The following is a 25,574-nucleotide window of genomic DNA, read 5'->3' on the forward strand; positions in this document are numbered from 1 at the left end:
AACTACTAATATGTCTAACTGACTCTTTTTTGTTAGTTTTTTAGTATACAGCCTGACGGATCTCATCCACTTTTTTGAGTTAAGCGAATTACCCAAAATGAATAAACAAAAACAACGTAAACCTTTTATTCGCTCTGCCATTTTTATTGCCATTATTGCGGCAGCTGGCGCTTCTTGGTATTTTTATCATCAAGAAAAACAATCAGATACACAATCTACTGACGCCGTAGCAAAACCAAACTCACAGCGAAGTGCAATGGGCCGCCCACCACGTGTTTTAGCCCCTGTACAATTTGCCGTCGCAGAACAAAAAGTCGTTCCGCGCTTTTTATCGGGTTTAGGCACAGTCCAAGCCGCGAATGTTGTCACTGTAACCAGCCGTGTTGAAGGCCAGTTAATGCAGCTGTATTTTACCGAAGGGCAATACGTCAATAAGGGAGATTTATTGGCACAGATTGACCCTCGCCCATTTGAAGTTCAGCTATCACAAGCAGAGGGGCAATTGGCAAAAGACAAAGCAACATTAGCAAATGCACAATTAGATTTAGCTCGTTATCAAAAGCTTGCTGGCACTAAAGTGATTTCGCAACAAGAGTTAGATAACCAAAAAGCGGCGGTATTACAGGCTCAAGGCAGTATTAAAGTTGACCAAGCAGCTGTTGATAATGCCAAACTGCAATTAACCTACAGTAAAATTACTGCGCCTATCTCAGGACGCGTGGGTTTAAAACAAGTGGATGTTGGAAACTTTATCTCTTCCGGAACCTCAACTCCTCTTGTCGTCATCACGCAAACTCAACCTGCAGATGTCCTTTTTGCGTTACCTGAGGGCGATATTCCCGCGATCCAGCAGGCACAATCCTCTGGTGAGAAAGTATTGATTGAAGCTTGGGACAGAAACAATATCGCGCTAATCGCAAGTGGTGAGCTACTCAGTACTGATAACCAAATTGATGCTGCGACCGGCACGCTGAAAATAAAAGCGCGCTTTACCAATGAAGAAGAAAAACTTTTTCCTAATCAATTTGTTAACGTAAAAATGCAAGTTGAAACGCTGCAAAATGCCGTGGTGATCCCAACCGCTGCACTGCAAATGGGCAATGAAGGCCATTATGTTTGGATACTGAGTGATGATAATAAAGTCAGTAAACACAATGTAACCGTGGGTATGCAAGATAGCCAACAAGTGGTTATTGAAAGTGGGCTCGCGGCAAATACCAAAGTCATCACGGATGGTGTTGATAAACTCACCGATGGCACAACGGTCGAAGTTGTTACCCCTGAAGGCATCGCTAAAAAAGAGCCCCGCAAAGGTAAACCTAATAGCGCGGAGAAAGCGTAATGCGGCCTGAAATGTTAAAAGGCGGTGGGCCTTCTCGTTTATTTATTTTGCGCCCTGTAGCAACTACATTATTCATGGTGGCTATATTACTCGCAGGGATCATCGGTTATCGCTTCTTACCTGTTTCTGCCCTGCCTGAAGTCGATTACCCAACGATTCAAGTTGTTACCCTTTACCCAGGCGCCAGCCCTGATGTGATGACCTCGGCAGTGACAGCACCACTGGAAACCCAGTTCGGCCAAATGTCAGGGCTTAAACAGATGTCATCGCAAAGTTCAGGAGGGGCATCCGTTATCACGCTGATGTTCCAATTAACCTTGCCTCTAGAAGTTGCTGAACAAGAAGTTCAAGCAGCGATTAATTCTGCCAGTAGCTTACTACCTTCGGATTTACCCTATCCTCCAATTTATAATAAGGTAAACCCTGCTGATCCACCTGTACTCACCTTAGCGGTCACCTCTGATGCAATGCCGTTAACGCAAGTACAGGATATTATTGAAACGCGAATTACCCAGAAGATATCCCAAGTAAATGGAGTGGGCTTAGTGACGTTAGCCGGCGGCCAACGTCCTGCTGTTCGTGTGAATATCAACCCACAAGCCATGGCTGCTAAAGGGCTAGATAGCGAAACAATTCGCCTTGCCATTAATAATGCGAACGTCAACTCCGCAAAAGGGAGTTTCGATGGCCCTACGCGCGCGGTAACGCTGTCTGCTAACGACCAAATGAAGTCACTTGACGACTATCGTCAACTTATTGTGGCCTTCCAAAATGGTGCGCCGGTACGTTTAGGTGATATTGCAACCATTGCACAAGGTGCTGAAAATGCCTATTTAGGTGCATGGGCGAATAATGAGCAAGCGATTGTGATCAATGTTCAGCGACAGCCCGGCGCTAACGTGATTGAAACCACAGATACCATTCGTACGCTATTGCCCGAATTGATTGAAAGCTTACCTAAATCGGTTAATGTCGAAATTTTAACCGATAGAACCAGTACCATTCGTGCATCCGTTAATGATGTCCAATTTGAATTAATGCTAGCCATCGCCCTCGTAGTGATGGTGATTTACTTGTTTTTACGCAATGGAATTGCCACCTTAATACCGGGTATTGCCGTACCGTTGTCACTTGTTGGCACCTTTGCAGTGATGTATTTCTGTGGTTTTTCTGTCAATAACCTCACCCTAATGGCTTTAACCATCGCCACCGGTTTTGTGGTCGATGATGCGATAGTGGTGATTGAAAATATTTCTCGCTACTTGGAGCAAGGCGATAAACCGCTGGTCGCCGCACTCAAAGGGGCTGGTGAAATCGGATTTACCATTATTTCCCTCACCTTTTCCTTGGTTGCAGTATTAATCCCACTGTTATTTATGGGGGATATTGTCGGCCGGTTATTCCGCGAGTTTGCCATTACCCTAGCCGTGGCTATTTTGATCTCTGCTGTCGTCTCATTGACGCTAACGCCAATGATGTGTGCGCGTTTATTAAAACCGGAGTCGCAGCATAAACATAACCGTTTTGAACTAGCGTGTGAGCGCTTCTTTGACCGTATGGTTGCTGGATACGCAATTTGGTTAAAACGTATTCTTAATCACCAATGGTTAACCCTTTCTGTGGCGCTAGGTACCATGGTGCTGACTGTTTTACTGTATCTGTGGATCCCAAAAGGTTTTTTCCCTTTGCAAGACAGTGGAATTATTCAGGGCTCAATTGAAAGCCGCCAATCTATTTCATTTGCAGCCATGGCGCAAAAGCAGCAAGAAGTCGCGTCAAAATTATTAGCAGATCCTGCAGTCGACAATGTCACCACCTATGTGGGTGTTGATGGCAGCAACCCGACATTAAACAATGCGCGTCTCCAAATTACATTAAAGCCTCTTGATGAGCGTGAAGACAGAGTGATGGCGATTATTGATCGTCTCCAGCAATCCGTTGATAACATTGCTGGAGTGAATCTCTATCTGCAACCCATGCAAGATCTCACCATCGATACGCAAGTAGCGCGCACACAGTATCAATTTACTTTACAGGCTGGTTCATTAGAAGAATTAACCACTTGGGTTCCACGCTTGTTAGATGCCCTAGAACAACAACCTGAACTCACCGATGTCAGTAGTGATTGGCAAAATAAAGGGTTAGTTGCCTATGTGAATGTTAATCGTGATACGGCAAGCCGTTTTGGTATCACGATGTCGGCTATTGATAACGCCTTATATAATGCGTTTGGGCAGCGAATGATTTCGACTATCTATACGCAGTCAAATCAATATCGTGTGATATTAGAACATGACACACAAACCCGTGATGGTATGGATGCGCTGAATGATATCCGTCTAAAAGGGACTGATGGTGCCATTGTACCACTGAGTACTTTAGTGAACATTCAAGAAGGTAATGGGCCATTAGCCATTAATCACCTAGACCAATTTCCCGCGGTGACTTTTTCGTTTAATGTAGCGGATGGCGCTTCTCTAGAGTCAGCTGTCAATGCAGTGAAATTGGCCGAATCTCAAATTGCGATGCCAAAATCTATTACAACGCAATTCCAAGGAGCGACTTTAGCCTTTGAAGCGGCACTGAGCAGTACTATTTGGTTAATTGCAGCTGCCATTGTGGCGATGTATATCGTATTGGGCATTTTATATGAGAGTTTTATCCACCCGATTACGATTTTATCTACCCTACCGACAGCCGGAGTTGGTGCATTACTTGCTTTAATGATGGCAGGGAAAGACCTTGATGTCATCGCGGTCATCGGCATCATCTTACTAATTGGCATTGTGAAAAAGAATGCCATTATGATGATTGACTTTGCCCTTGCCGCGGAGAGTGAACAGGGAATGTCCCCTTATGATGCCATCTATCAAGCTTGCTTGCTGCGGTTTCGCCCAATTCTAATGACCACCATGGCGGCCTTGCTGGGTGCCTTACCATTGATGCTGAGTACTGGTGTAGGTGCAGAATTACGTCAACCATTAGGGATTTGTATGGTTGGTGGCTTAATTATGAGCCAAATCCTCACTTTATTTACCACACCGGTTATTTACTTATTGTTCGACCGTCTTTCTCATTACTTTAAAGACCGTCGCCAAGCGAAGAAGGCACAGGTGTCATAATGAAGCGCTTTTTTGCTCTGTTTATTAGCCGACCGGTAGCAACGACGCTTATCAGCGTTGCGATTACTTTGTGTGGTGCCCTGAGCTTTCTGTTTTTACCCGTTTCTCCGTTGCCTCAAGTGGACTACCCTGTGATTAACGTGACAGCGTCACTTCCAGGGGCATCACCCGAAACTATGGCGTCCTCCGTTGCGACGCCACTTGAACGCTCTTTAGGCAGTATTGCTGGGATTAGTGAAATGACCTCAAGCAGTGCGCTTGGGCGAACCACCATTACACTAGAGTTCAATCTCGACAAAGACATTAATAACGCTGCACGCGAAGTTCAAGCCGCAATTAATGCCGCACAGAACCTGCTACCCAGCGGTATGCCAAGCCGTCCACGTTATTACAAGTCAAACCCGTCTGATGCGCCAATTATGATTTTGACCATGACCTCAGACACCCTAAATACTGGCGAAATTTATGATATTGCTTCGACGCGTTTAGCCCAACGAATTGCCCAAATTGAAGGGGTTAGTGAAGTTTCTGTGGGGGGAGGCTCGCTCCCTGCCGTACGCGTTGAACTCAACCCAACCGCCCTATTTAACCAAGGGGTTTCCCTTGATGCCGTGCGCTCAGCCATCAGCAGTGCTAACGTTCGCCAACCGCAAGGCTATATCAATGATGACGAAAAACGTTATCAGGTACAGACCAATGATGAACTAAAAAAAGCCGCAGATTATCGACCCATTATTGTTCATTATAGCCAAGGTAATGCCGTTAAACTCAGCGATGTCGCCAATGTTAAAGATTCCATTGAAAACGTGCGTGCGGCAGGTATGGCAGACGGTAAACCGGCTATTTTGATTGTCATTCGTCGTGAAGCGGGTGCCAATATCATTGAAACGGTTAACCGTATTCGTGATGAATTACCCGAATTCAATGATATGATCCCCGCCGCCATTGAGTTAAAAGTAGCACAAGATAGGACACCGACCATCCGCGCGTCTTTAGCGGAAGTCGAGCGCGCCCTACTGATTGCCGTTGCCTTGGTGATCCTCGTTGTGTTGCTATTCTTACGTTCAGGTCGCGCTACTTTGATCCCTGCTGTTGCCGTCCCCGTCTCATTGATTGGAACTTTTACGGCCATGTATTTATGTGGCTTTAGTTTAAATAACTTGTCATTGATGGCACTAACGGTTGCGACTGGCTTTGTGGTCGATGATGCGATTGTGGTATTAGAAAATATCTCACGTCATATCGAAAATGGCACAAAACCGTTTATTGCCGCGGTTAAAGGCGTGCATGAAGTCGGCTTTACTGTCGTTTCCATGAGCATTTCTTTGGTGGCTGTTTTTATTCCCCTATTGCTAATGGATGGGCTAGTCGGGCGCTTATTTCGCGAATTTGCTATTACCCTTGCAACCGCTATCGGTATTTCATTGGTGATTTCGCTAACGCTCACCCCCATGATGTGTGCTTATTTACTGAAGAAACGTCCTCGCAACGTCAAAGCCAAACATCGTGGGTTTGGACGTGTGTTACTGCGTTTGCAAGAAAGCTATGGTGTCGCTTTAAATTGGGTGCTCGGACATCGCCGGAGTGTTCTCGCGATGCTATTTGCCACAATCGGCTTAAATGTTTACCTGTATATCACCGTTCCGAAGACTTTCTTTCCTGAACAAGATACTGGCCGAGTGCTGGGCTTTGTGCGCGCAGACCAAAGCATTTCATTTCAGTCAATGAAAGAAAAAATGACCCGTTTTATGCAGCAAGTTAAAGCCGACCCAGCGACGGATAATGTCACCGGTTTTACTGGCGGTAGCCGAGTAAACAGCGGTTTTATGTATATCTCATTAAAACCACTGGGTGAACGTACTGAAAGTTCAGCTGAAGTCATTAATCGGTTACGCATGAAATTAGCCAATGAGCCTGGGGCTAACCTGTTTATGATGCCAGTACAAGATATTCGTGTGGGAGGTCGACAGGCCAATGCCAGTTACCAGTTTACCCTGCTTGCAGATGAACTTTCAGCATTGCGTGACTGGGAACCCGCTATTCGTAAAGCACTCGGTGAATTGCCACAGCTAACAGATGTGAACTCGGATAAGGAAGACAAAGGCGCGGAAATGGCGATCACCTACGATAGGGACTTAATGGCCCAGCTAGGTATCGATGTCCGTGAAGCTAACAGTCTGCTTAACAACGCATTTGGCCAACGCCAAGTTTCCACTATTTATGAGGCGATGAACCAATATAAAGTCGTGATGGAAGTTGCTCCTGAATATACGCAAGATGTCAGTGCTCTCGACAAAATGTTTGTCATCAACAAAGATGGAGACGCTATCCCACTGTCTTATTTTGCACGTTGGCAACCCGCAAATGCACCGCTAAGTGTGAATCACCAAGGGCTATCTGCTTCATCCACTATCGCGTTTAATGTTGCGGACGGCTATACCTTAAATGATGCCATTGTCGAAATTGAAAAAACCATGACTGCACTTGGCGTACCATCGACGGTGAGAGGCACTTTTGCAGGAACGGCACAAATATTCCAAGAAACCTTACAGTCACAATTGTTTTTAATTTTAGCCGCCATTGTGACCGTTTATTTGGTTCTGGGTATATTATATGAAAGTTATATTCACCCACTGACTATTTTATCAACCCTACCCTCTGCAGGTGTCGGGGCATTATTAGCTCTTGAATTATTTGATACGCCATTTAGTTTAATCGCCTTAATTGGCATCATGCTATTAATTGGGATCGTCAAGAAGAACGCGATTATTATGGTGGATTTTGCCATTCAAGCCCAGAGAACGGCGGGTTTAACCGCCCGAGAAGCCATCTTTCGTGCCAGTTTATTACGTTTTCGCCCTATTTTGATGACAACACTCGCAGCTATTTTTGGTGCATTACCGTTAATGTTGGGTAGTGGTGATGGCGCAGAACTCCGTCAACCTCTCGGGATCACCATTGTCGGTGGCTTAATAATGAGCCAATTGCTAACGTTATTTACCACCCCTGTTGTGTATTTAAGTTTTGATAGCTTGAGACAACGTTGGCAGCGCAAGAAATCAGTAACGCAGCAAATTGCGGAGGATACCCATGAAGCTTAGGTTGAATAGCGTGAGTACTCGGCTTTTTCTGGCTATTTTTGCGACATGCTTGTTGTTAGTACTGATTATGCACCAAGGCGTACGCATGAGTTTCCAGCTCGGCTTTATTGATTATATTAAAGAAAATGATCAACAACGCGTTGAGCTGGTTTCTTCTGCCCTTGCCGAACAATATGAAGAAATGGGCAATTGGCGGTTTTTGATTGGTAATGATCGCATTTTCTTTCGCATTTTGCGTTCTGTAGAACATCAACAACATCGTGGCCCGATGCGCCAACGCTGGCGAACCTTTTTTTGGGTTTATGATACACAAGACCGACTCATTTTCGGGCAAGACACGCCCTTGCCGAGTAAAGTTCTTCGTGAACCTATTGTTACTAGCAATGGCGATACCGTCGGCTGGCTCGTTGCCAGTTATGAAACAGGAATTAGCAGCGCCCTTGACCGCCGTTTTGATACCAAGCAAATGTATACCAGTTGGATCATCGCTGGGCTATCTTTGTTTGTGGCTCTGATTGCCACATTGTTCCTTGCTCGTAGCTTTTTAAAACCGATTAAGCGGTTACTCGAGGGCACTAACCGGCTCGCCAATGGTGACTTTGCCACACGAGTTCCTGAATCTGGCCGCGATGAACTAGGACAACTGGCTAAAGATTTTAACCATCTGGCCTCGACTCTCGAAAAAAACGAACAAATGCGTCGTGACTATATGGCGGATATTTCCCATGAACTCCGCACACCATTATCAGTTCTGCGAGGCGAATTAGAAGCAGTGCAAGATGGCGTCCGGCAAGCCACTCCCGAAACAATCAATTCTCTACTCAATGAAACCCAAACTTTAATTAAGTTAGTTAATGACCTCCACCAGCTCTCATTATCGGATAGAGGTTCATTGGTCTACCGTATGCAACTTACCGATATTATCCCTTTAATTGAAATGGCAATAGGCCAAGCCCGCTGGCGGTTAGAAGACCAACAACTTTCAGTTGAACGGAAATTTATTGCAGAAGGCTACGTGTTTGCAGACCCAGATCGCATCACCCAGTTGTTCTATAATTTAATGGAAAACAGCTTACGCTATACGGATCCACAAGGTAAAATTGCCATCCAAATCACACAAGACCAAGACCAGCTCTGTATAATTTGGCAAGATAGCGCCCCGGGGCTTACAGCTGAGCAATGCCAACATTTATTTGAGCGTTTTTATCGCGCTGAAGGCTCACGTAATCGCGCCAGTGGTGGTTCCGGTTTAGGACTGGCCATTTGCTATAATATTGTTGAGGCTCATCATGGTACAATTTCTGCAGCACCGTCATCATTAGGAGGTGTCAAAATTACCATCAATTTGCCGATTCAATTAAAAGATAAAGGGTTATGATCATGGTTGAACAGAGCAATACCCCTATTTTGGTTGTGGAGGATGAACCCAAACTAGGTCAACTGCTGTTTGATTACTTACAAGCTGCAAACTACCAACCTGCGTTAATTGCACGTGGCGACGAAGTCATTGAGTATGTGAAACAACACCAACCTGCGCTCATTTTATTAGATTTAATGTTACCGGGTCTGGACGGCATTTCAGTGTGTCGTGAACTGCGAAAATTCAGTGATGTTCCCATTATTATGGTGACGGCGAAAACTGAAGAGATTGATCGTTTGTTAGGGTTAGAAATCGGCGCTGACGACTATATTTGTAAACCATTTAGCCCACGAGAAGTTGTGGCTCGTGTCAAAACGATTTTACGTCGTTGCCAACCAAACATAACGACCAACAATAACCAAACCAAACTTATTATCGATGAAAATGCCTTCCAAGTACGCTATGGCTCACAGTTACTTGAACTCACACCTGCTGAGTTTCGGTTGCTTAAATTTATGTCTGATAATGCAGGCATGGTATTTTCTCGCGACCAGTTACTGGATATCTTGTATGACGACCACCGCGTGGTAACAGACCGTACAATTGATAGCCACGTCAAAAATTTACGCCGTAAATTAGAGTCCCTCGATAACGAAAAAACTTTTATTCGGTCAATCTATGGCCTTGGCTACCGTTGGGATGAATGTTAAGTAACCAATAGACATACTATTCTTGTGGGATATTTGGTTTTTTTAGCAAATAGGAGTAAAATCCCCATCCCTTAAAAACACTCTCTCGTATGAGTGAGTGCTGACTTGACATCAGATAGAGAATAACCATGTTTACACCAGAGCTTTTATCCCCCGCCGGTTCGTTAAAAAATATGCGCTACGCTTTTGCGTATGGCGCAGACGCCGTTTATGCAGGCCAGCCTCGTTACAGCTTACGCGTACGAAATAACGAATTTAATCACGAAAACTTAGCCAAAGGCATTCAAGAAGCCCATGAGCTGGGTAAAAAGTTTTATGTGGTCGTGAATATTGCCCCTCACAATGCGAAATTAAAAACCTTTATTCGTGATTTAACCCCCGTCATTGAAATGGGACCAGATGCACTGATTATGTCTGATCCTGGCCTTATTATGATGGTTCGTGAAGCGTTTCCTGAGATGGATATTCATTTATCTGTGCAGGCCAATGCGGTTAACTGGGCATCGGTGAAGTTCTGGAAACAAATGGGCTTAACACGCGTGATCTTATCGCGCGAATTATCCCTCGACGAAATTGCTGAAATTCGCCAACAGGTACCGGAAATTGAGCTTGAAGTTTTTGTCCATGGTGCCCTTTGCATGGCCTATTCCGGCCGTTGTTTACTTTCCGGTTATATTAATAAGCGCGACCCTAATCAAGGGACTTGCACCAATGCTTGCCGCTGGGAATATAACGTACAAGAAGGTAAAGAAGACGATGTGGGTAACATTGTCCATATTCATGAGCCCATCCCAGTACAAAATGTGACGCCAACCTTAGGTGCGGGTGCGCCAACAGATAAAGTCTTTATGATAGAAGAAGCCAAACGACCTGGCGAGTATATGACCGCCTTTGAAGATGAACATGGCACTTATATCATGAACTCAAAGGATTTACGCGCAATCGAGCACGTAGAAAATTTAACAAAAATGGGTGTTCACTCATTAAAAATTGAAGGCCGTACAAAATCGTTTTATTACTGCGCTCGAACAGCACAAGTCTATAGACGTGCAATTGACGATGCTGTTGCTGGAAAACCCTTTGACCCAACGTTACTCTCCACTTTAGAAGGATTAGCGCACCGTGGTTATACTGAAGGCTTCTTACGTCGCCACACCCACGATGCCTATCAAACCTATGAATATGGCTACTCTGTTTCTGAAACTCAGCAATTTGTGGGTGAATTTACCGGCAAACGTGTCAATGGTATGGCAGAGGTTGATGTAAAAAATAAATTTAGCGTTGGAGACAGCTTAGAGATGATGACACCTGCGGGTAATATTGTCTTTACCTTAGACGCCTTAACAAACCGCAAAGGTGAAACGATTGATGTTGCACCAGGCAACGGCCATGTGGTTTATCTGCCAATCCCTGAAGATGTTGATGTCAATTTTGGTTTGTTGATCCGTAACCTAGCAGGAACAACCACCCGGGCACCTCATCAAACTCAGCCAGAAAAGCAAATTGCAGGCTAATCACCACTTAGTTATTTTTAAATAGCTTGTTCACTATAAGCCAAAACCTCATCGTTTAATACTTTGATATTTTGGCTTTTTTTTATCTATAAAACGATATTATTTCACTTTATATGCTTTTTTCTTATATGATAATCATTCGCGTTATTGACATTTCCATTAAAAAATGCGCTGAATATCCAATTTTATGCAACAGATCACATCAATTGGTTATTCAATATCGTATAGTCACTCTCGAAAACGAAGAACTAGAAAGTCATAAAATAAGACTAGGAACCACCTCCTTGGCTGGCTCAATCTCCCTTGAGCTAGCCATTTCTTTTATCTGCTACTTTATTTCATTTCTCTTGTTAACTCTATTTCTGTAAAAAAACTAAAAAAAGCTCATCAATATTTTATTAATCCATTTATACTCATTTTAACGAATATTTGACATACGTTAAGCCAAATGGATGGGTATTTATGAATCAATATCAGTCAGCCATGGTTATTCTTAATGGTAAACAAGCAAATCACATTGAGCTGCGAAAAGCCATTACTCACCTGCGTAAAGAAGGCCATAAAATTCAAGTCCGTATTCCTTGGGAGCTGGATGATACGCATTATTTTATTTCTCAGGCGATAAAACACGGTGTTGATACCATTATTGCCGCCGGAGGTGATGGCACAGTGAATGCGGTTGCCAGCACCCTGATGAAGTTCCCTAGCGAGTCTCGTCCTGCTTTAGGGGTCCTTCCGATGGGTACAGCAAATGATTTTGCCACTAGCGCGAATATCCCAATGGATATTGAATCTGCCCTAGCACTCTCATTAAAAGGCAAAGCTGTGCCTATTGATATTGCGCAAGTCAATGAGCAATATTATTTCCTCAATATGGCCACTGGCGGCTTTGGGACACGTATTACCACCGAAACACCAGAAGCACTAAAGTCAGCATTAGGGGGAGCGGCTTACGTGATAAATGGCTTACTGCGTCCTGACACACTAAAAACGGACATTTGCCATATTGAAGGGGAAAATTTTAGTTGGGAGGGAGAAACGTTAGTCATTGCTGTCGGAAACGGCCGACAAGCAGGTGGAGGTCAGCAATTGACACCACAAGCACTCATTAATGACGGTGCATTAAATTTACTGATTATTCCTGCAAGGGATGTGATACCCGCATTTTTATCGAATTTATTTTCAGCTGATAAAAACGAACACTTAGTTGAAAAGCAATTATCGTGGGTAAAAATTTCATCTCCTCACGATATGATCTTAAACCTTGATGGTGAGCCACTCTCGGGAGATACCTTTACGTTCTCAGTGCAGCCAAACGCCATTCAGTGCCGGTTACCTCCTCAATGTAACTTATTAACTTAAAGCATAATATGAAAGCCCAAGTATTTGGGCTTTCAATCTTTTAAGGTTACCACCATGCATGGAAGTGATGCACAGGACCGATTCCCTTGCCGACTTCTAAGCTATCCGCTTGTTCTAACGCGGCTTGTAAATACGCTTTAGCCTGCGTAACCGCTTCTTGCCAAGAAGCGCAACGAGGGCGCAATGCAGCTAAAGCTGCTGACAAAGTACACCCTGTACCATGGGTATTTTTAGTATTTATACGAACTGACGTAAAACGCCATTCACCTTCTGGTGTGATTAACCAATCTGGGCTTTCAGCATCACTTAGATGACCACCTTTCATCAATACCGCTTGGCAACCTTTCTCAAGCAATTTATACCCTTGAGTCAGCATTTGGCTTTCTGTTTGTGCGACTTTTTCGTCTAACAATACCGCGGCTTCGGGTAGATTTGGTGTAATAATAGAAACGAGGGGTAATAACTGTTGACGTAGCGCATCAACCGCATCTGGTAATAGCAACGGGTCGCCACTTTTAGCCACCATTACAGTGTCCAATACCACATACGGAATAGGATATTGTTTCAGTGCATTCGCCACAACTGCGACATTACTTTGGTTAAACAGCATACCGATTTTTGCGCTATCAATTCGCACATCACTGAGAACCGAGTCTAATTGTGCCGCTACAAATTCAGGGGGTAAGTCTTGAACAGATTGCACACCTCGGGTATTTTGAGCCACCAATGCTGTCATCACACTCGTACCATAAGCCTCTAATGCAGAGAACGTTTTTAAATCTGCCTGAATACCCGCCCCACCCGATGGGTCTGTTCCGGCTATGGTTAACGCATTGATCCTCATGTGTGATTCCCCTTTTCGTCGGCTAAAGCAATTGAATAGATTGATAAGCAAGGTTTACTGACATCATTTTAAACCAAACAATAAAACCGCCTTAATTGTCTCATAACATTTAACAAATACCAGCGGTTAGTGAATGAATTTTAATGAGTTAGATAAAAAGAGAGGATATCTCACACAGGAAAAATTGACATGATTTATAAGTACACATTAGGCAAATGAATATGACCAACGCCTCGTTGTCGTAATAGTTGAGCGAATGCCTCCACTTCTGTTTGGGTTGCCGCAGGCCAGCTAGCTGCTTCATTTTTTACGCCATGTTGTTGAAAGGCGTTAATCTTTATCCGTGTGTTTGTAGGCAATTGATTTAGGAAATCAGCAAGTTTATCAATATGCTCTAAGTAATCTGTTTGCTGAGGAATATACAATAAACGCAATTCATACAATTTCCCCGCTTGCCCCAAATATTGAATTGATTGAAAAACACGCTGGTTATCTTTTCCTGTTAGCCTTAAAGCACACTCATCACTCCATGATTTCAGGTCAATCATCACGCCATCCGTATACTCAATCACTTTATTCCAACCCGCAGAAGCCAGATGCCCATTACTGTCAATAAAGCAGGTTAAATGCTTGAGCTCTGGTGTGGCCTTAATTGCTTTAAATAATTCAATAATAAAAGGTAATTGTGTTGTTGCTTCCCCACCACTAATGGTTACGCCATTCAGGAAAACAACATTTTTTTTCAAGTCATTGATTGCGTCATTAACACTTAATGGCACCGTCATCGGGCTTGAATTTTTAGTGCAAGTTTGTAAACAGGTATCACAAAGCTGACAGGCATCGCTATCCCAGATAACCTGACCATCTACAAACGATAACCCATTGTGAGGACAGGTAAAAACACAGTCCCCACAATGGTCACAAAGCGCCATGGTATATGGATTATGGCAATTCAAACACCGTAAATTGCAACCTTGCAAAAAGATAACATGCCGATTACCCGGCCCATCTACACAGGAAAAAGGAATAACCTTATTCAGTGTAGCGCATCGATTGCTCATGACTAATTACTCGTTGCTGACGGGCTGTAATCTTACAGTTCTTAGTCGCTTCCTCCCCTAACCAGGTAGTGTTACTTCTAGAACCTTGTTCTTTATATTTTTCGATATCCGACAGACGTACCATGTAGCCAGTAATACGGACTAAATCATTACTCGCCACGTTTGCAGTAAACTCACGCATTCCACAGCTAAATGCCCCTTTGCATAATTGCATTAGTGCTTGCGGGTTTTGTTTAATCGTTTCATCGATGGTTAAAATGTCACTGATCCCAGATAAATAGTGTTTGTGATGAGGAGCTACGGCTTGGATATGCGAAACAGGATCCGGCTCTTCACCGTATGGAATGCGAGCCCCCGGTGTAGTTCCTATATCCGAACTGATCCCAGATTGAGCATGGAGCATGGCTCGGTTTTTATAACCATATTTAACAGGTGTGGTTTCGACAAAGCCTGCCAACTGTTCACTGATTTGATAAGACAGTGGTAAGGCGGGTGAATTTGCTTGATATGCGCCTTTCGCTCCGTCTTTTTCCATAAGGATATTCACGGCTTCGGCTAAACCATAAATACCAAACATCGGGGCAAAGCGTTCTGGTTCTATTAACCCTTCTTGGACAAGAAAACTAGTTTGGAAGAAGTTTGATTCCTCAAATAAAAATGCGCTACGTGTTTCTATGAGTTCCATTTGTAACTCACAATACTTTTTCAATTGCACATTTAAAAAATCAACTGAATTTTGACTGCGTAATGCAACCTCGCGCAAATTAATACGGACTAAAGTGCTTCCTCCACCTGCAACAGGCAATGCATTATAACAGCTGACAATGCCGTAACCTTGTTCATCAAATGCAGCACGATGAATAATATCATTCGCAATATGCGGTTTGCTACATTCACAAATATTTTCAATCGCTTGTAAGAAAAGTGATTCAGGTGTGCGCTGTGGGTGGTAAACAAATGTCAGGTTAGGTGCTACTTGTTTCAATTCCGCATCGATACGTAAAATCAAACGGCAAATCACGTTGTCATCCGGCCCAATATTGGCATGCATAAAGGCATCAGGTAGAGTTCGGTCTAATTGTATCCAAAATCTTTTTAATTTTGGATACAATTGTTCTTCTGTCAATTCACCTACATATGGCATGAGTACTTTATCTAAGTACCCTAAAAATACAGGGAAATTGGTTACCGACGGAACGTGATGATACAAAATCATCAGATGATTAAGCGCATCATCAAAGTCCTCTGCAGGGGCTAATTCTAAGTATGTTGAACCTTGATTGAGGTATTTTACATAGTCAGGCAACACATAGCGCGGCTTATATGGTGCATTTCCTTCATACATATCACAAATAACACGTTCACTTAACGCCTCTGCGAGGGGTTCGCTCACCGCAAGATAGGGAATGTGGCTATCCGCTTCTACCGCTAAAAAATTGGCTTTTTGTTTTGGTGATAATATTTTATCTGTGGCGATAGCCAAGCATTTAGCTTGGTATTCAGTCAGTGGTTCTTGGCGTTTCATCATGGTGATGTTCCTTTTTTAGTTAGAAGCTAATGTTGCTTACAGCAATGTATCTGCCATAAACTTTCAAAAATTAGCTCCTAGCCGTGTTGACATGCAGCAACTTATAACCGCCGCCTATGTCCCCCATTTCATCCCATTGAGACAAGTCATTATTTGACGTGCGTCATACTTTTTGGATTTGTTTGCACGCTATTTTTCATAAATGTCTGCTCTATCAACATTATTAGTCGTTATCACCTAAATAATACGAAATATCTCTTTATTACAGAAAGTTAGCCACAGCTATAATGAGTGATACATTGGTTTTTCTTATCTTTTTTAACTCAATTCAGCTCATTTATTTTCATCAAGTAATCACATTATCTAATTTAAAAATGGAGTATTTTGTCAATTATTGGTTTTTAGGAGAATTAACCTATTCAATAACCAATTTGATGAGCTAATATCCCTTTCTACTGTCGGTTATCCCCCTTAAAAATAGGCAAAATTAAACAGTTCTAATATGACCAGCGAGTTATTATCCTTAACTATGTAATTAATACTGTTATATTCTGTACATCTTAATTAAAATAATTGAGCTCAAAATTATAATAATAATGCTAATCTGATAATCATTAGCGAGCTAATCATCATTTTTATATCTGCGATACAGAACTGGATTTACAATGAGAGTTTATAAAAACATACAGTTGGCTGTAGGTGCTTCGCTACTCATGAGCGCCTCAATCTGCATATCATCGCCTGCCGTTGCGCAAGAACAATCGGCAAATTTATGGGATAAATTTAAAAATAATGTCAGTACCACATGGGACTCTGACAAATATGAGTTATATGTTCCAGCGGTGACTTGGCACAACCGTGCAATGTACGACAAGAAAAAAACAGATGAGTATAACGAGCGACCTTGGGGTTTTGGCCTTGGTAAATATCGTTATGATGAAGACAATGACTGGCATGCTATCTATGCAATGGCATTTAAAGATTCACATAATGATTGGGAGCCAATTGGTGGTTATGCATTCCAAAAAATGTGGATCCCAGGGGACATTGATGGTTTTCGCATGGGAGCAGGTTTCACTCTGAGTGTCACTGCCCGTAGGGATATGTACTATATTCCAATCCCAGCACCGCTCCCGCTAGTATCAGTGGAATATGACAAGCTTTCGCTGCAAGCCACTTATATTCCAGGGACTTATAATAACGGTAACGTATTATTTGCTTGGCTACGTTGGCAATGGTGACCTAACGACTTCATCGCAGTATAAAAAGACCGGTCGGGTATTCCCACCGGTCTTTTTATTATAAGAAAAAACCAAATCTAACTTAATTGTTGGCTTTTGGCTAAGTCTTGTTTTTTAGCCCCTGAGAATTGGTATCCAACCCATAGAACTGCTATCCATAATGGCATAATTAATACTGAAATGCGCAAACCGTCCATTGTTAGGATGATCCCTAAAATCAGCAGTAAAAATGCTAAGCACAGATAGTTCCCAAATGGATACCAAATGCTTTTAAATTTCGTTTCAACACCTTGTTTGTTCATTGCTGCTCTGAACTTCAAATTTGACACACAAATCATAATCCAGTTTAGAACTAACGTTGTCACGACCAATGACATTAACAATTCGAAAGCTTTACCTTCCATCACAAAGTTAATTAAAATCCCGCCAGAAGTCGCAATACCTGAAACCAATAAAGCCATGACGGGAACGCCACCTTTATTCACTTTCGCAAGAAATTTAGGTGCGTTACTTTGTTGTGCCAAGCCATATAACATACGGCTTGTCGCGTAAGCCCCACTGTTATACACCGACAACGCAGCGATTAGAATGACAACGTTCAATGAATTAGCAACCAGTAAGTCCCCTAATTCATGGAAAATTAATACAAATGGGCTTGTTTTGCCATCAAGGTCAACCCAAGGATATAATGCGAGTAATACCGCTAACGAGCCAATATAAAAAATTAAGATACGGTATACAACTTGGTTAATCGCCTTTGGAATGCTTTTATCTGAGTCTTCTGCCTCTGCGGCGGTAATACCGACAAGCTCTAATCCCCCAAATGAAAACATAATAATTGCCAAAGCCATTATTAGCCCATTAAAGCCATTAGCAAAGAAACCACCATATTCCCATAAGTTACTGACTTTCGCTTGTGGGCCGCCATGACCGCTGAGCAGTAAGTAGCAACCAAAAATAATCATAGCAACCACTGCAATGACTTTGATTAATGCAAACCAGAATTCCGTTTCTCCATAAGAGCGCACATTGACCAAGTTAACCGCATTCACAGCAATAAAAAACACCGCGGCAGAAACCCATATCGGGAGTTCAGGCCACCAATGTTGCATATATTTACCTGCGGCGGTGAGTTCTGTCATCCCAACAAGGATAAACATGACCCAGTAGTTCCACCCTGAGAGAAAACCCGCAAAGCCACCCCAATACTTAAATGCAAAATGACTAAACGAACCCGCGACAGGTTCCTGAACAATCATTTCTCCCAACTGGCGCATAATAAGAAAAGCAATAAACCCACACAGTGCGTAGCCAAGTAAAACCGATGGCCCTGCCATTTGTATGGTTGTTGCTATTCCAAGGAATAACCCTGTACCAACAGCGCCTCCCAAAGCAATCAATTGGATATGCCTGTTTTTTAATCCCCGCTTTAGCGTCTGTTGCTGTTGCGCCATAACTTTACCCTTTCGTCCTCTTACTTGCTTTTTATCGTCCAAAATAATGATAATGACACAAGTTTATTTGAATTTTCTTATTAACACTACATTCTTCTGGCGCTGTTTTTACCATATCTTACGGCCCAAAAGCAGGTGCTATTAGTTATTTTTTTTCATCACATAACAAAATGATACAGCGGGATAGCTACCCCAACTCAATATCATGGATTGTGCATTAAAAAGCAAATTCAAAATGGTAACAAGTCAGTTACACGACAAATACCAAAAATAAAGTTTTCTCCTCCCTGATCACACAGGTTGTCCATCGCTAAGAGATAGAAAAAAAGACACGCTAAAACAGCACTTACAGCAATAATTAATTTACGACCAAACACCGACAATTCCTTCATATTTCTATGATGATTTTATTTTTCAAATGATTACAATATTAAGGTACTGCCATTTTATGATAGATATCATTTATGGCATTGCACGTAATGCGTTTATAGAATAAATGGTACTCTAATTTAGAGCGTCAAATTTGAGGAAAATATGCAATTAACCTCTTTTTACAAAAATTCCGCTCATTTTAGGTGCTATTGGCCAGTAACTTATTCTGATTGTGCTTTTTTTACCCTAAAAATGGGAAATACCGCACAAGCAGCCTTTGTCATCATGAAATGAAGTTGTGTATACTTCTGCTACCGTAAAACTAGAAAACATTTGAGATGCCACAAGATAACCACTTAGCACTTGTTTATGCTTTGAGTAAATGGATAGAAGAACACTTAGGGCGCGTGATCCACTTAGAAGAGCTCGCGGCTTATTCAGGCTATTCACTTTGGCATATGCAAAAAATCTTTAAAGAAGTCACAGGGATTTCACTGGGTAAATATATCCGTCAACGCCGTCTTGCTGGTGCGGTTAACTTACTGCGCAATAGCAGTAAGTCTATTTTCGATATCGCTCTGGATTTTGGTTTTGGGTCACAATCCCACTTTACCTATATGTTCCGTAAAGAATATGGCATTACGCCATTTGATTTTAGACAGAATGACCAAATTCAATTAGATGTAAAGCAACCGCTTCATTTGATTCATAATTATGAGTGAGAATATTTTAGCCGCATTAATCTATTGATTCACATGCTAATGCTATAAAACATTGTCATTTCAAGCTTCGACTATTGAACAGAGTTCCTGCCTTGTATTCTGTTCAATTTCAAATCAAACACCCATTATTCTATTGTGAATAAAATTATAACTATTTGTATAATTTACATTCTGAATAATTGGAGTAAGGTATTGGCAGAAAGCACGCATTTTAGGAGGCATTGGATGTCAATCAAACTGGTCGCCATTGATTTAGATGGCACATTACTTAACTCCCAACACCAAATATCTCCCGCAGTAAAAGAGGCTGTCATTCAAGCCAAACAAAAAGGTGTACATATTATTTTAGCCTCAGGTAGGCCATTTTCGGGGATCTCCCCTTACCTACGGGAACTAGATTTAAATACCGCAGATAACTATTGTATTAGTAATAATGGTAGTGTCATTCACCAAGCCAATGATGGCAGTCATCTGGCAGAGAATTTGTTAGATTTCGCTGACTTCCAATATTTTGAGGAACTGGCTAGAAATGTCGGGGTTCACATGCATGCTCTTGCGGATAACAGCATGTTCACGGCAAACCGCCATATTAGTCACTATACAGTTGCAGATGCTTATTTAACTCACACTCCGCTTATCTATTGCCCCGTTAATGAAATGGACTCTTCTTTGGAATTTACTAAATTTATGATGATTGACCATCCAGAGAAATTAGATATTGGTATCAGTTATCTTCCGGAGAATGTCTTCGATAATTACGCTTTAACGCGAACAAGTCCGTATTTCCTAGAGGTATCAAATAAAACCTCAAGTAAAGGCGCGGCATTGCAATGTATCTGTGAAAAACTGGGTATTACACCTGACAAAGTCATGAGTATTGGTGACCAAAATAATGATATCCAAATGCTACAATACGCCAGTGTTTCTGTCGCAATGGGCAATGCTTTAGAGCCAATTCGCCAAATGGTTAAATTTGTGACCACAACTAATGATGAAGATGGCGTTGCCGTCGCCATTAATAAATTTATTAATGTATAAGCCCGCAAAAATTCACTTCAGTATATTTTCTGTTGCAGCGCTTATCTGGGACGCGCTGCACCTTTTAACCGCGTATTGGTTTTTGCCTCGTCGCTAAAAAGCAAATCACCGACCCCATTGTCACCATTAACACACCTTGCCAAAAACTTAACGTTAATGCCGTGCTTAATAACATAGACGCGAATGCAGTTGATATAACTGGAGTAAAATAAGAGAGTGTCCCTAAAAAAGCCACATTGCCCTTGATAACCGCAAATGTCCATAATGCATTCGCACCGCCAGTCGCAATTGAGGCCACCACTAATAATAACAGGCTTTCTTTATTGATAATAAACGGTGTTGGAGTACTGAAAAAATACAATATCCATAACCCAATAGAGGTCATGATAAAGAATAGTACCATACCATTGTGACCTCCAGAAATACGCTTAGTGACATTGCTGTAAAACGACCAAACAATAGCCCCAATAAAGGCTAAAAAATAACACAGTGGATTACTTTGAATATTTGCCCAAATACTTTGCACCGACAATGGTTGATTTCCTGAAATTACCCAGATCAACCCCATAAATGCTAAAACTAACCCTAATCCCAATAATAAAGTGAAACGTTGACGGTTAAAAAATACAGCCAGTGCGATAGTAAAACTTGGCCACAAATAATTCACCATACCAAGTTCAATAGCTTGCTGCCGGCTACTGGCTAAGCCTAACGCTAATACAAAACAGATTTCATAGCTAACAAACAGTACCGTTCCCCAAAGCAAGTAGCGTTTGGGATACTTCGTTATTTTAGGCACCCCCATGGCAAGTACTAACACAAGGGAACCGACTGTATAAACTAATGCTGCACCACCGACAGGCCCAAAATTTTCACTTACACTGCGGATCAGTCCTACCATTGTGCTCCACAACAAGATTGAAATAACTCCATACAGCGTTGCGGCGTACTGATTCAATTTCATAACTCTCTCGGCTATTTAAATTAGAAAATGATATATATTGTGATAATACATTTATTTTATCATCTTAAAAAACCTTATAGCTCAAAGAATTATAAAACAAGCATTTATTCTTATTAAACCTTGATAATATTTCATAAAAAAATTCTCAGGCTTTCACCTAAGAATTTTATGCTTTACGTTTTTTATATTAGCGAGATGTTTCTTTCTCAACCCACTTATCGACTTCTTCTTTTTCCCATATCCCCTCCTCAAACTGTTTCTTTAATTCAGGGTGCTGATTAATATCAAAAGTCGGTATTTTACCTGCAACCAATTGCTGGTTATAATCTTTAGCGAGTTTGAAAGCGATACCCGATAATAAAAGGATCGCGATTAGATTTGTTATTGCCATTAACCCCATGGATAAATCAGCAAGTTTCCAAATAAATGGCATTTCAGCAAGTGCGCCAAACATCACCATACCTAAGGCAGCTAAACGGAAAATAAATAAACCCGCTGTATGGTTATTTTCTAGAAAAATCATATTGCTTTCAGCGTATGCATAGTTAGCAATGATTGATGTAAACGCAAAAAAGAAGATAGCAATCGCAATAAAGGTACTTCCCCAGCTACCAACGGCAGAAGATAGCGCAAGTTGTGTCAATTCAATGCCATTAATGTTATCCATCCCACTTTCTAGAACACCAGATGACAAAATAATAATTGCGGTCGCACTACAAATAACAATGGTATCCATAAAAACACCAAGCATCTGCACATATCCTTGAGATGCAGGATGAGGTGGATAAGGCGCTGCAGATGCCGCTGCATTCGGTGCTGACCCCATCCCGGCCTCGTTAGAGAATAGCCCTCGCTGAATACCTTGTGTCATAGCCTGAGCAACACCATAACCAACAGCACCACCCGCTGCCTCTTGCAAACCAAATGCATTTCGGATTATCAGCATAAAAACTTCAGGTAATCGTTCAATATGGTGCCCAACAACCCAAAATGCCAATAACAAATAGGCTAACGCCATAACAGGAACAACTAATTCAGCAACCCTCGCAATGGATTTCAATCCACCAAAAATAATAATTCCACTTAATAAAACTAAGCCAATGCCAACATAAATTGGATTGAAATCAAAGGCGACTGCGGTTGCTTGAGCGATAGAATTAGCTTGTACTGCATTAAATACCAAACCAAAGGCAATAATGAGGAAAATTGAAAATAACACGCCCATCCATCGTTGGTTTAAGCCTTTTTGCATATAATATGAAGGCCCACCGCGATAATTTCCTTTATCATCTTTGGTTTTGTATAACTGTGCTAAAGTACACTCCACAAAAGACGTTGCCATCCCGAGTATAGCAACGACCCACATCCAAAAAATAGCACCCGGTCCGCCAGCTGTTAGCGCAATTGCGACCCCGGTTAAGTTTCCTGTACCGACCCTAGCGGCTAAACTTGTACATAGTGCCTGAAAAGATGAAATACCTGCGCTATCAGATTGTTTACTGTTTTTTAAGACACTAAACATATGGCCAAAATGCCTAATTTGAATAAACCCTGATCGAAGCGTAAAATACAGGCCTGCTCCCAGTAATAAATAAATAAGTAACGAACCCCAAATAATATTAGTTAGTGAGTTTATAAATTCTATCAAATTACACTCCTTTTTTATTAGAACGATTAATAATGTATTAATCGAAAATCAAATCCTCACATTTAAAACATAACTCCAGAAAAAGGAGTTTAGCCTACAAAAGCCAAATCATCTTAATATGATTATCAGAAATTATATTTTTTTCTCTTTAATGTAAATTAATTTCCGTTTCATCAATCGTTAACCACATTGTATTTTAATTAAAACAAGTTAGATACTCACAAATAAACACATATAACACCTTGAAAAACCTAACCAAGAAAAAATTCTTTATGATTAAGTAAGAAATAAATCAAATGATTGATTTTCAGTATTTATTTTAACCAAAAAGTTACTTAAATAAATAAAAAACCATTATTCATTTTATCACTTCAATCTTAATTAACTTATTTCTTAACAAAAATATTTGTAATATTTATTTTGCTTAATTCATATATTATTTGGAATATCTAATCAATAAATGAGGTTAATTTATAATCAAAAAGCCTATCACGTTACAATCGTCACAATTAGATAGTTGCTTATACTTTCACTTAACAATAAACTGAGCCTAATTAAATTTTATAGACAAGAGGTTAACGTATGGAAATTAATATCAAGTTATCTGATGACCCACTTTCTCAGCTCCCTGAAAAATCATATGAATCCTTCATTGCTGAGCTAAAAGCACGTGTTTTAGAAGTTTACCCTGGCAGCTATCTTTTGATTACTCATGATAATGGCCCAACAACCTTTCAAACTAAAGGCTTCCATGATGATAACGAAGCCCATATTGTCTTACATGAACTTGTCGAAGATGTCTTAAAACATGGCCATTGGTTAAAACAGTAATCTCCGTGTTAGGTTACATGAACAAAACCAGCTATGAGTCTACCTGACCTCTAGCTGGTTATTTTTTATTTCTCCCATATTTCGATAACACGCCTCTAATATGGGTTCAAACTCTGATCAAGATCATACTTAATCTTAACTTTCACCAAAACAAGTTAAAATCGCTTTACCTCACACCGTTATATGATACTGTATATAACGTAATTTTCATTTACATTGCTTTTGCTAATTATAGCGGCCAGTATTTATACTGGCTCTTTTTTATGAAATCATGCTAAAACCCTCTTTGTCATCCCCCATTTTAGGCCTAATCTGCTATAGTATTTTTCTAGTACCAGATAGAGTTATTATTCATTGTGTGCAAAATAGAGGTATGACTATGAAGCGTTTGTTACTGGCTTTTTGCCTGGCTCCAGCCCTTGTTATGGCTGATAATGCCCCATTAAATATTAGTGAAATAGCCAAAGATTATTGTGAGATCACTGGTCAAGCACTAAGTGAAGCATACAGCACTGACAAAACTAGCAGTGAATTAACCCAATCAACCATTGCTAAATTGAAAAGTGAAAATGTCGACCTCAAGCAATTAGCCACTGTAGAGTCAGACCTCCGCGAAAATCTAACATCAGCGATTGACACCGTACGTAGCAATAAATCTAAGTTTGCTAATGAAGGTGACTTCAATAAATCATTAAATGACTCCATTTCAGCTTGTAAGATTCAAACTGAACTGCTTTTGAATAAATCTTAATCATTTAATTTTTAAAAAAAGAAAAAGCGCTCAAACTAAAATTTGAGCGCTTTTTTATTAATTGGTTGTTTTTTTAACACACAACTGTTCAATCGAGAATTGTAATTCAGGTGTTTCACTAATAATCAATTGCCCATGCTCAGAGAAACGCCCTTCTTTAATGCTGACATTTGCAACAAATGGTAGCGAGCTATCTTGGCTCGATAAGCGGTATAAGCCGCAAACCCGATAACTTTCTCCTTCCTTAAACTCGCTTTTTTGCACTATATCCACATCACTGAACTCAATTACTGATGCATTTCCTAGCTTTTTTTCCACCATGCTTTGCGCTTCATTTTTAACATCTGAGTCACCAATACTGGTATAAGAATGGTATGCAAATACGCCTAAAGCCAATAGCAATACAATTAATAATTTTGTTTTTATACGTTTCAACGCATCACCTTTCTACTTTATGATAACTTAACCTAGTATAAATGTATTATATCAATTTGAGTAAACAATTTGAGCTTTTGCCTTACGCACTTACGTTTGTCCTAACCAGTTGACACTACTTTATAAAAATTAGTTTTTAAATTGAAAACATAACCAATGTCCTTCCTATTATTA

General features: G+C 41.1%; 20 protein-coding genes. 12 read left to right on the forward strand and 8 right to left on the reverse strand.

The window, feature by feature from the left end; genetic code table 11:
* The first annotated feature begins 97 nt into the window (after positions 1-97).
* The 7 genes from PR767_RS08595 (at position 98) to yegS (ending at position 12,511) form a co-directional block, all read left to right on the forward strand.
* Complete coding sequence (locus PR767_RS08595) at positions 98-1,342, forward strand: MdtA/MuxA family multidrug efflux RND transporter periplasmic adaptor subunit (protein WP_109912431.1); 1,245 nt, start codon at positions 98-100, stop codon at positions 1,340-1,342.
* On the forward strand, positions 1,342-4,464 hold the full coding sequence (locus PR767_RS08600; protein WP_272520164.1) for an MdtB/MuxB family multidrug efflux RND transporter permease subunit: 3,123 nt from the start codon (positions 1,342-1,344) through the stop codon (positions 4,462-4,464). Before PR767_RS08595 ends, PR767_RS08600 begins: the two co-directional genes overlap by 1 nt.
* A complete protein-coding gene (mdtC, locus tag PR767_RS08605; protein WP_272520165.1) occupies positions 4,464-7,565 on the forward strand; it encodes a multidrug efflux RND transporter permease subunit MdtC in 3,102 nt (1,033 codons plus the stop codon). Before PR767_RS08600 ends, mdtC begins: the two co-directional genes overlap by 1 nt.
* Complete coding sequence (gene baeS, locus PR767_RS08610) at positions 7,555-8,943, forward strand: two-component system sensor histidine kinase BaeS (protein ID WP_272520166.1); 1,389 nt, start codon at positions 7,555-7,557, stop codon at positions 8,941-8,943. Before mdtC ends, baeS begins: the two co-directional genes overlap by 11 nt.
* On the forward strand, positions 8,940-9,635 hold the full coding sequence (gene baeR, locus PR767_RS08615; protein ID WP_272520167.1) for a two-component system response regulator BaeR: 696 nt from the start codon (positions 8,940-8,942) through the stop codon (positions 9,633-9,635). The genes baeS and baeR overlap by 4 nt, the downstream gene beginning before the upstream one ends.
* 128 nt (positions 9,636-9,763) lie before the next feature.
* Positions 9,764-11,149: a prephenate-dependent tRNA uridine(34) hydroxylase TrhP gene (trhP, locus tag PR767_RS08620; RefSeq protein WP_198641079.1), complete on the forward strand. Its 1,386-nt coding sequence runs from the start codon at positions 9,764-9,766 to the stop codon at positions 11,147-11,149.
* Positions 11,150-11,611: 462 nt separating this feature from the next.
* On the forward strand, positions 11,612-12,511 hold the full coding sequence (yegS, locus tag PR767_RS08625) for a lipid kinase YegS (protein WP_004911418.1): 900 nt from the start codon (positions 11,612-11,614) through the stop codon (positions 12,509-12,511).
* A 46-nt stretch (positions 12,512-12,557) separates the two neighbouring features.
* On the opposite strand, the gene thiD is transcribed toward yegS, so the two are convergent.
* The 3 genes from thiD to PR767_RS08640 all read right to left on the reverse strand — a co-directional run bounded on the left by thiD (position 12,558) and on the right by PR767_RS08640 (position 15,944).
* Positions 12,558-13,355 (reverse strand): bifunctional hydroxymethylpyrimidine kinase/phosphomethylpyrimidine kinase, encoded by a 798-nt coding sequence (thiD, locus tag PR767_RS08630; protein ID WP_004911421.1) that lies wholly within the window; start codon positions 13,353-13,355, stop codon positions 12,558-12,560.
* Between the two features lie 194 nt (positions 13,356-13,549).
* Positions 13,550-14,416, reverse strand: coding sequence for a YjjW family glycine radical enzyme activase (locus PR767_RS08635; RefSeq protein WP_042851606.1), 867 nt, complete (start codon positions 14,414-14,416; stop codon positions 13,550-13,552).
* Positions 14,388-15,944 carry a YjjI family glycine radical enzyme gene (locus PR767_RS08640; RefSeq protein ID WP_272520168.1) on the reverse strand — a complete coding sequence of 519 codons (1,557 nt, stop codon included), beginning with the start codon at positions 15,942-15,944 and terminating at the stop codon, positions 14,388-14,390. Before PR767_RS08640 ends, PR767_RS08635 begins: the two co-directional genes overlap by 29 nt.
* A 665-nt stretch (positions 15,945-16,609) precedes the next feature.
* On the opposite strand from PR767_RS08640, the gene pagP reads away from it, so the two are divergent.
* On the forward strand, positions 16,610-17,185 hold the full coding sequence (pagP, locus tag PR767_RS08645; protein ID WP_109912424.1) for a lipid IV(A) palmitoyltransferase PagP: 576 nt from the start codon (positions 16,610-16,612) through the stop codon (positions 17,183-17,185).
* A 77-nt stretch (positions 17,186-17,262) separates the two neighbouring features.
* Here pagP and PR767_RS08650 read toward each other — a convergent pair whose 3' ends face one another.
* Together PR767_RS08650 and mgrB are read right to left on the reverse strand one after the other, a co-directional pair.
* On the reverse strand, positions 17,263-18,639 hold the full coding sequence (locus PR767_RS08650; protein WP_272520169.1) for an amino acid permease: 1,377 nt from the start codon (positions 18,637-18,639) through the stop codon (positions 17,263-17,265).
* A 230-nt stretch (positions 18,640-18,869) separates the two neighbouring features.
* Positions 18,870-19,016 (reverse strand): PhoP/PhoQ regulator MgrB, encoded by a 147-nt coding sequence (gene mgrB, locus PR767_RS08655; protein WP_004911439.1) that lies wholly within the window; start codon positions 19,014-19,016, stop codon positions 18,870-18,872.
* A 333-nt stretch (positions 19,017-19,349) separates the two neighbouring features.
* Between mgrB and PR767_RS08660 the strand changes: the two genes are divergently transcribed.
* Together PR767_RS08660 and yidA are read left to right on the forward strand one after the other, a co-directional pair.
* Entirely contained in the window at positions 19,350-19,733 is a 384-nt protein-coding gene (locus PR767_RS08660; RefSeq protein ID WP_109912422.1) for a helix-turn-helix domain-containing protein, read from the forward strand.
* Between the two features lie 225 nt (positions 19,734-19,958).
* Positions 19,959-20,771 carry a sugar-phosphatase gene (yidA, locus tag PR767_RS08665; RefSeq protein ID WP_004911448.1) on the forward strand — a complete coding sequence of 271 codons (813 nt, stop codon included), beginning with the start codon at positions 19,959-19,961 and terminating at the stop codon, positions 20,769-20,771.
* 64 nt (positions 20,772-20,835) lie between these two features.
* On the opposite strand, the gene yddG is transcribed toward yidA, so the two are convergent.
* Both yddG and PR767_RS08675 read right to left on the reverse strand, forming a co-directional pair.
* A complete protein-coding gene (yddG, locus tag PR767_RS08670) occupies positions 20,836-21,735 on the reverse strand; it encodes an aromatic amino acid DMT transporter YddG (protein ID WP_272520170.1) in 900 nt (299 codons plus the stop codon).
* Positions 21,736-21,922: 187 nt separating this feature from the next.
* Positions 21,923-23,383, reverse strand: coding sequence for an alanine/glycine:cation symporter family protein (locus PR767_RS08675; RefSeq protein WP_004911454.1), 1,461 nt, complete (start codon positions 23,381-23,383; stop codon positions 21,923-21,925).
* A 582-nt stretch (positions 23,384-23,965) separates the two neighbouring features.
* Between PR767_RS08675 and PR767_RS08680 the strand changes: the two genes are divergently transcribed.
* Positions 23,966-24,214 (forward strand): DinI-like family protein, encoded by a 249-nt coding sequence (locus tag PR767_RS08680; protein WP_004253462.1) that lies wholly within the window; start codon positions 23,966-23,968, stop codon positions 24,212-24,214.
* 379 nt (positions 24,215-24,593) lie between these two features.
* The gene (locus tag PR767_RS08685; protein WP_231136920.1) at positions 24,594-24,965 is read left to right on the forward strand and encodes a hypothetical protein; all 372 of its coding nucleotides are present in this window, start codon (positions 24,594-24,596) and stop codon (positions 24,963-24,965) included.
* Positions 24,966-25,022: 57 nt separating this feature from the next.
* Here the strand turns inward: PR767_RS08685 and PR767_RS08690 are convergent, their stop codons facing one another.
* Positions 25,023-25,400, reverse strand: a complete 378-nt coding sequence (locus PR767_RS08690) for a hypothetical protein (protein ID WP_004911465.1) — start codon at positions 25,398-25,400, stop codon at positions 25,023-25,025.
* Positions 25,401-25,574: the final 174 nt, after the last annotated feature.

The sequence above is a fragment of the Providencia sp. PROV223 genome (assembly GCF_028479245.1).
Classification (GTDB): Bacteria; Pseudomonadota; Gammaproteobacteria; order Enterobacterales; family Enterobacteriaceae; genus Providencia; species Providencia rettgeri.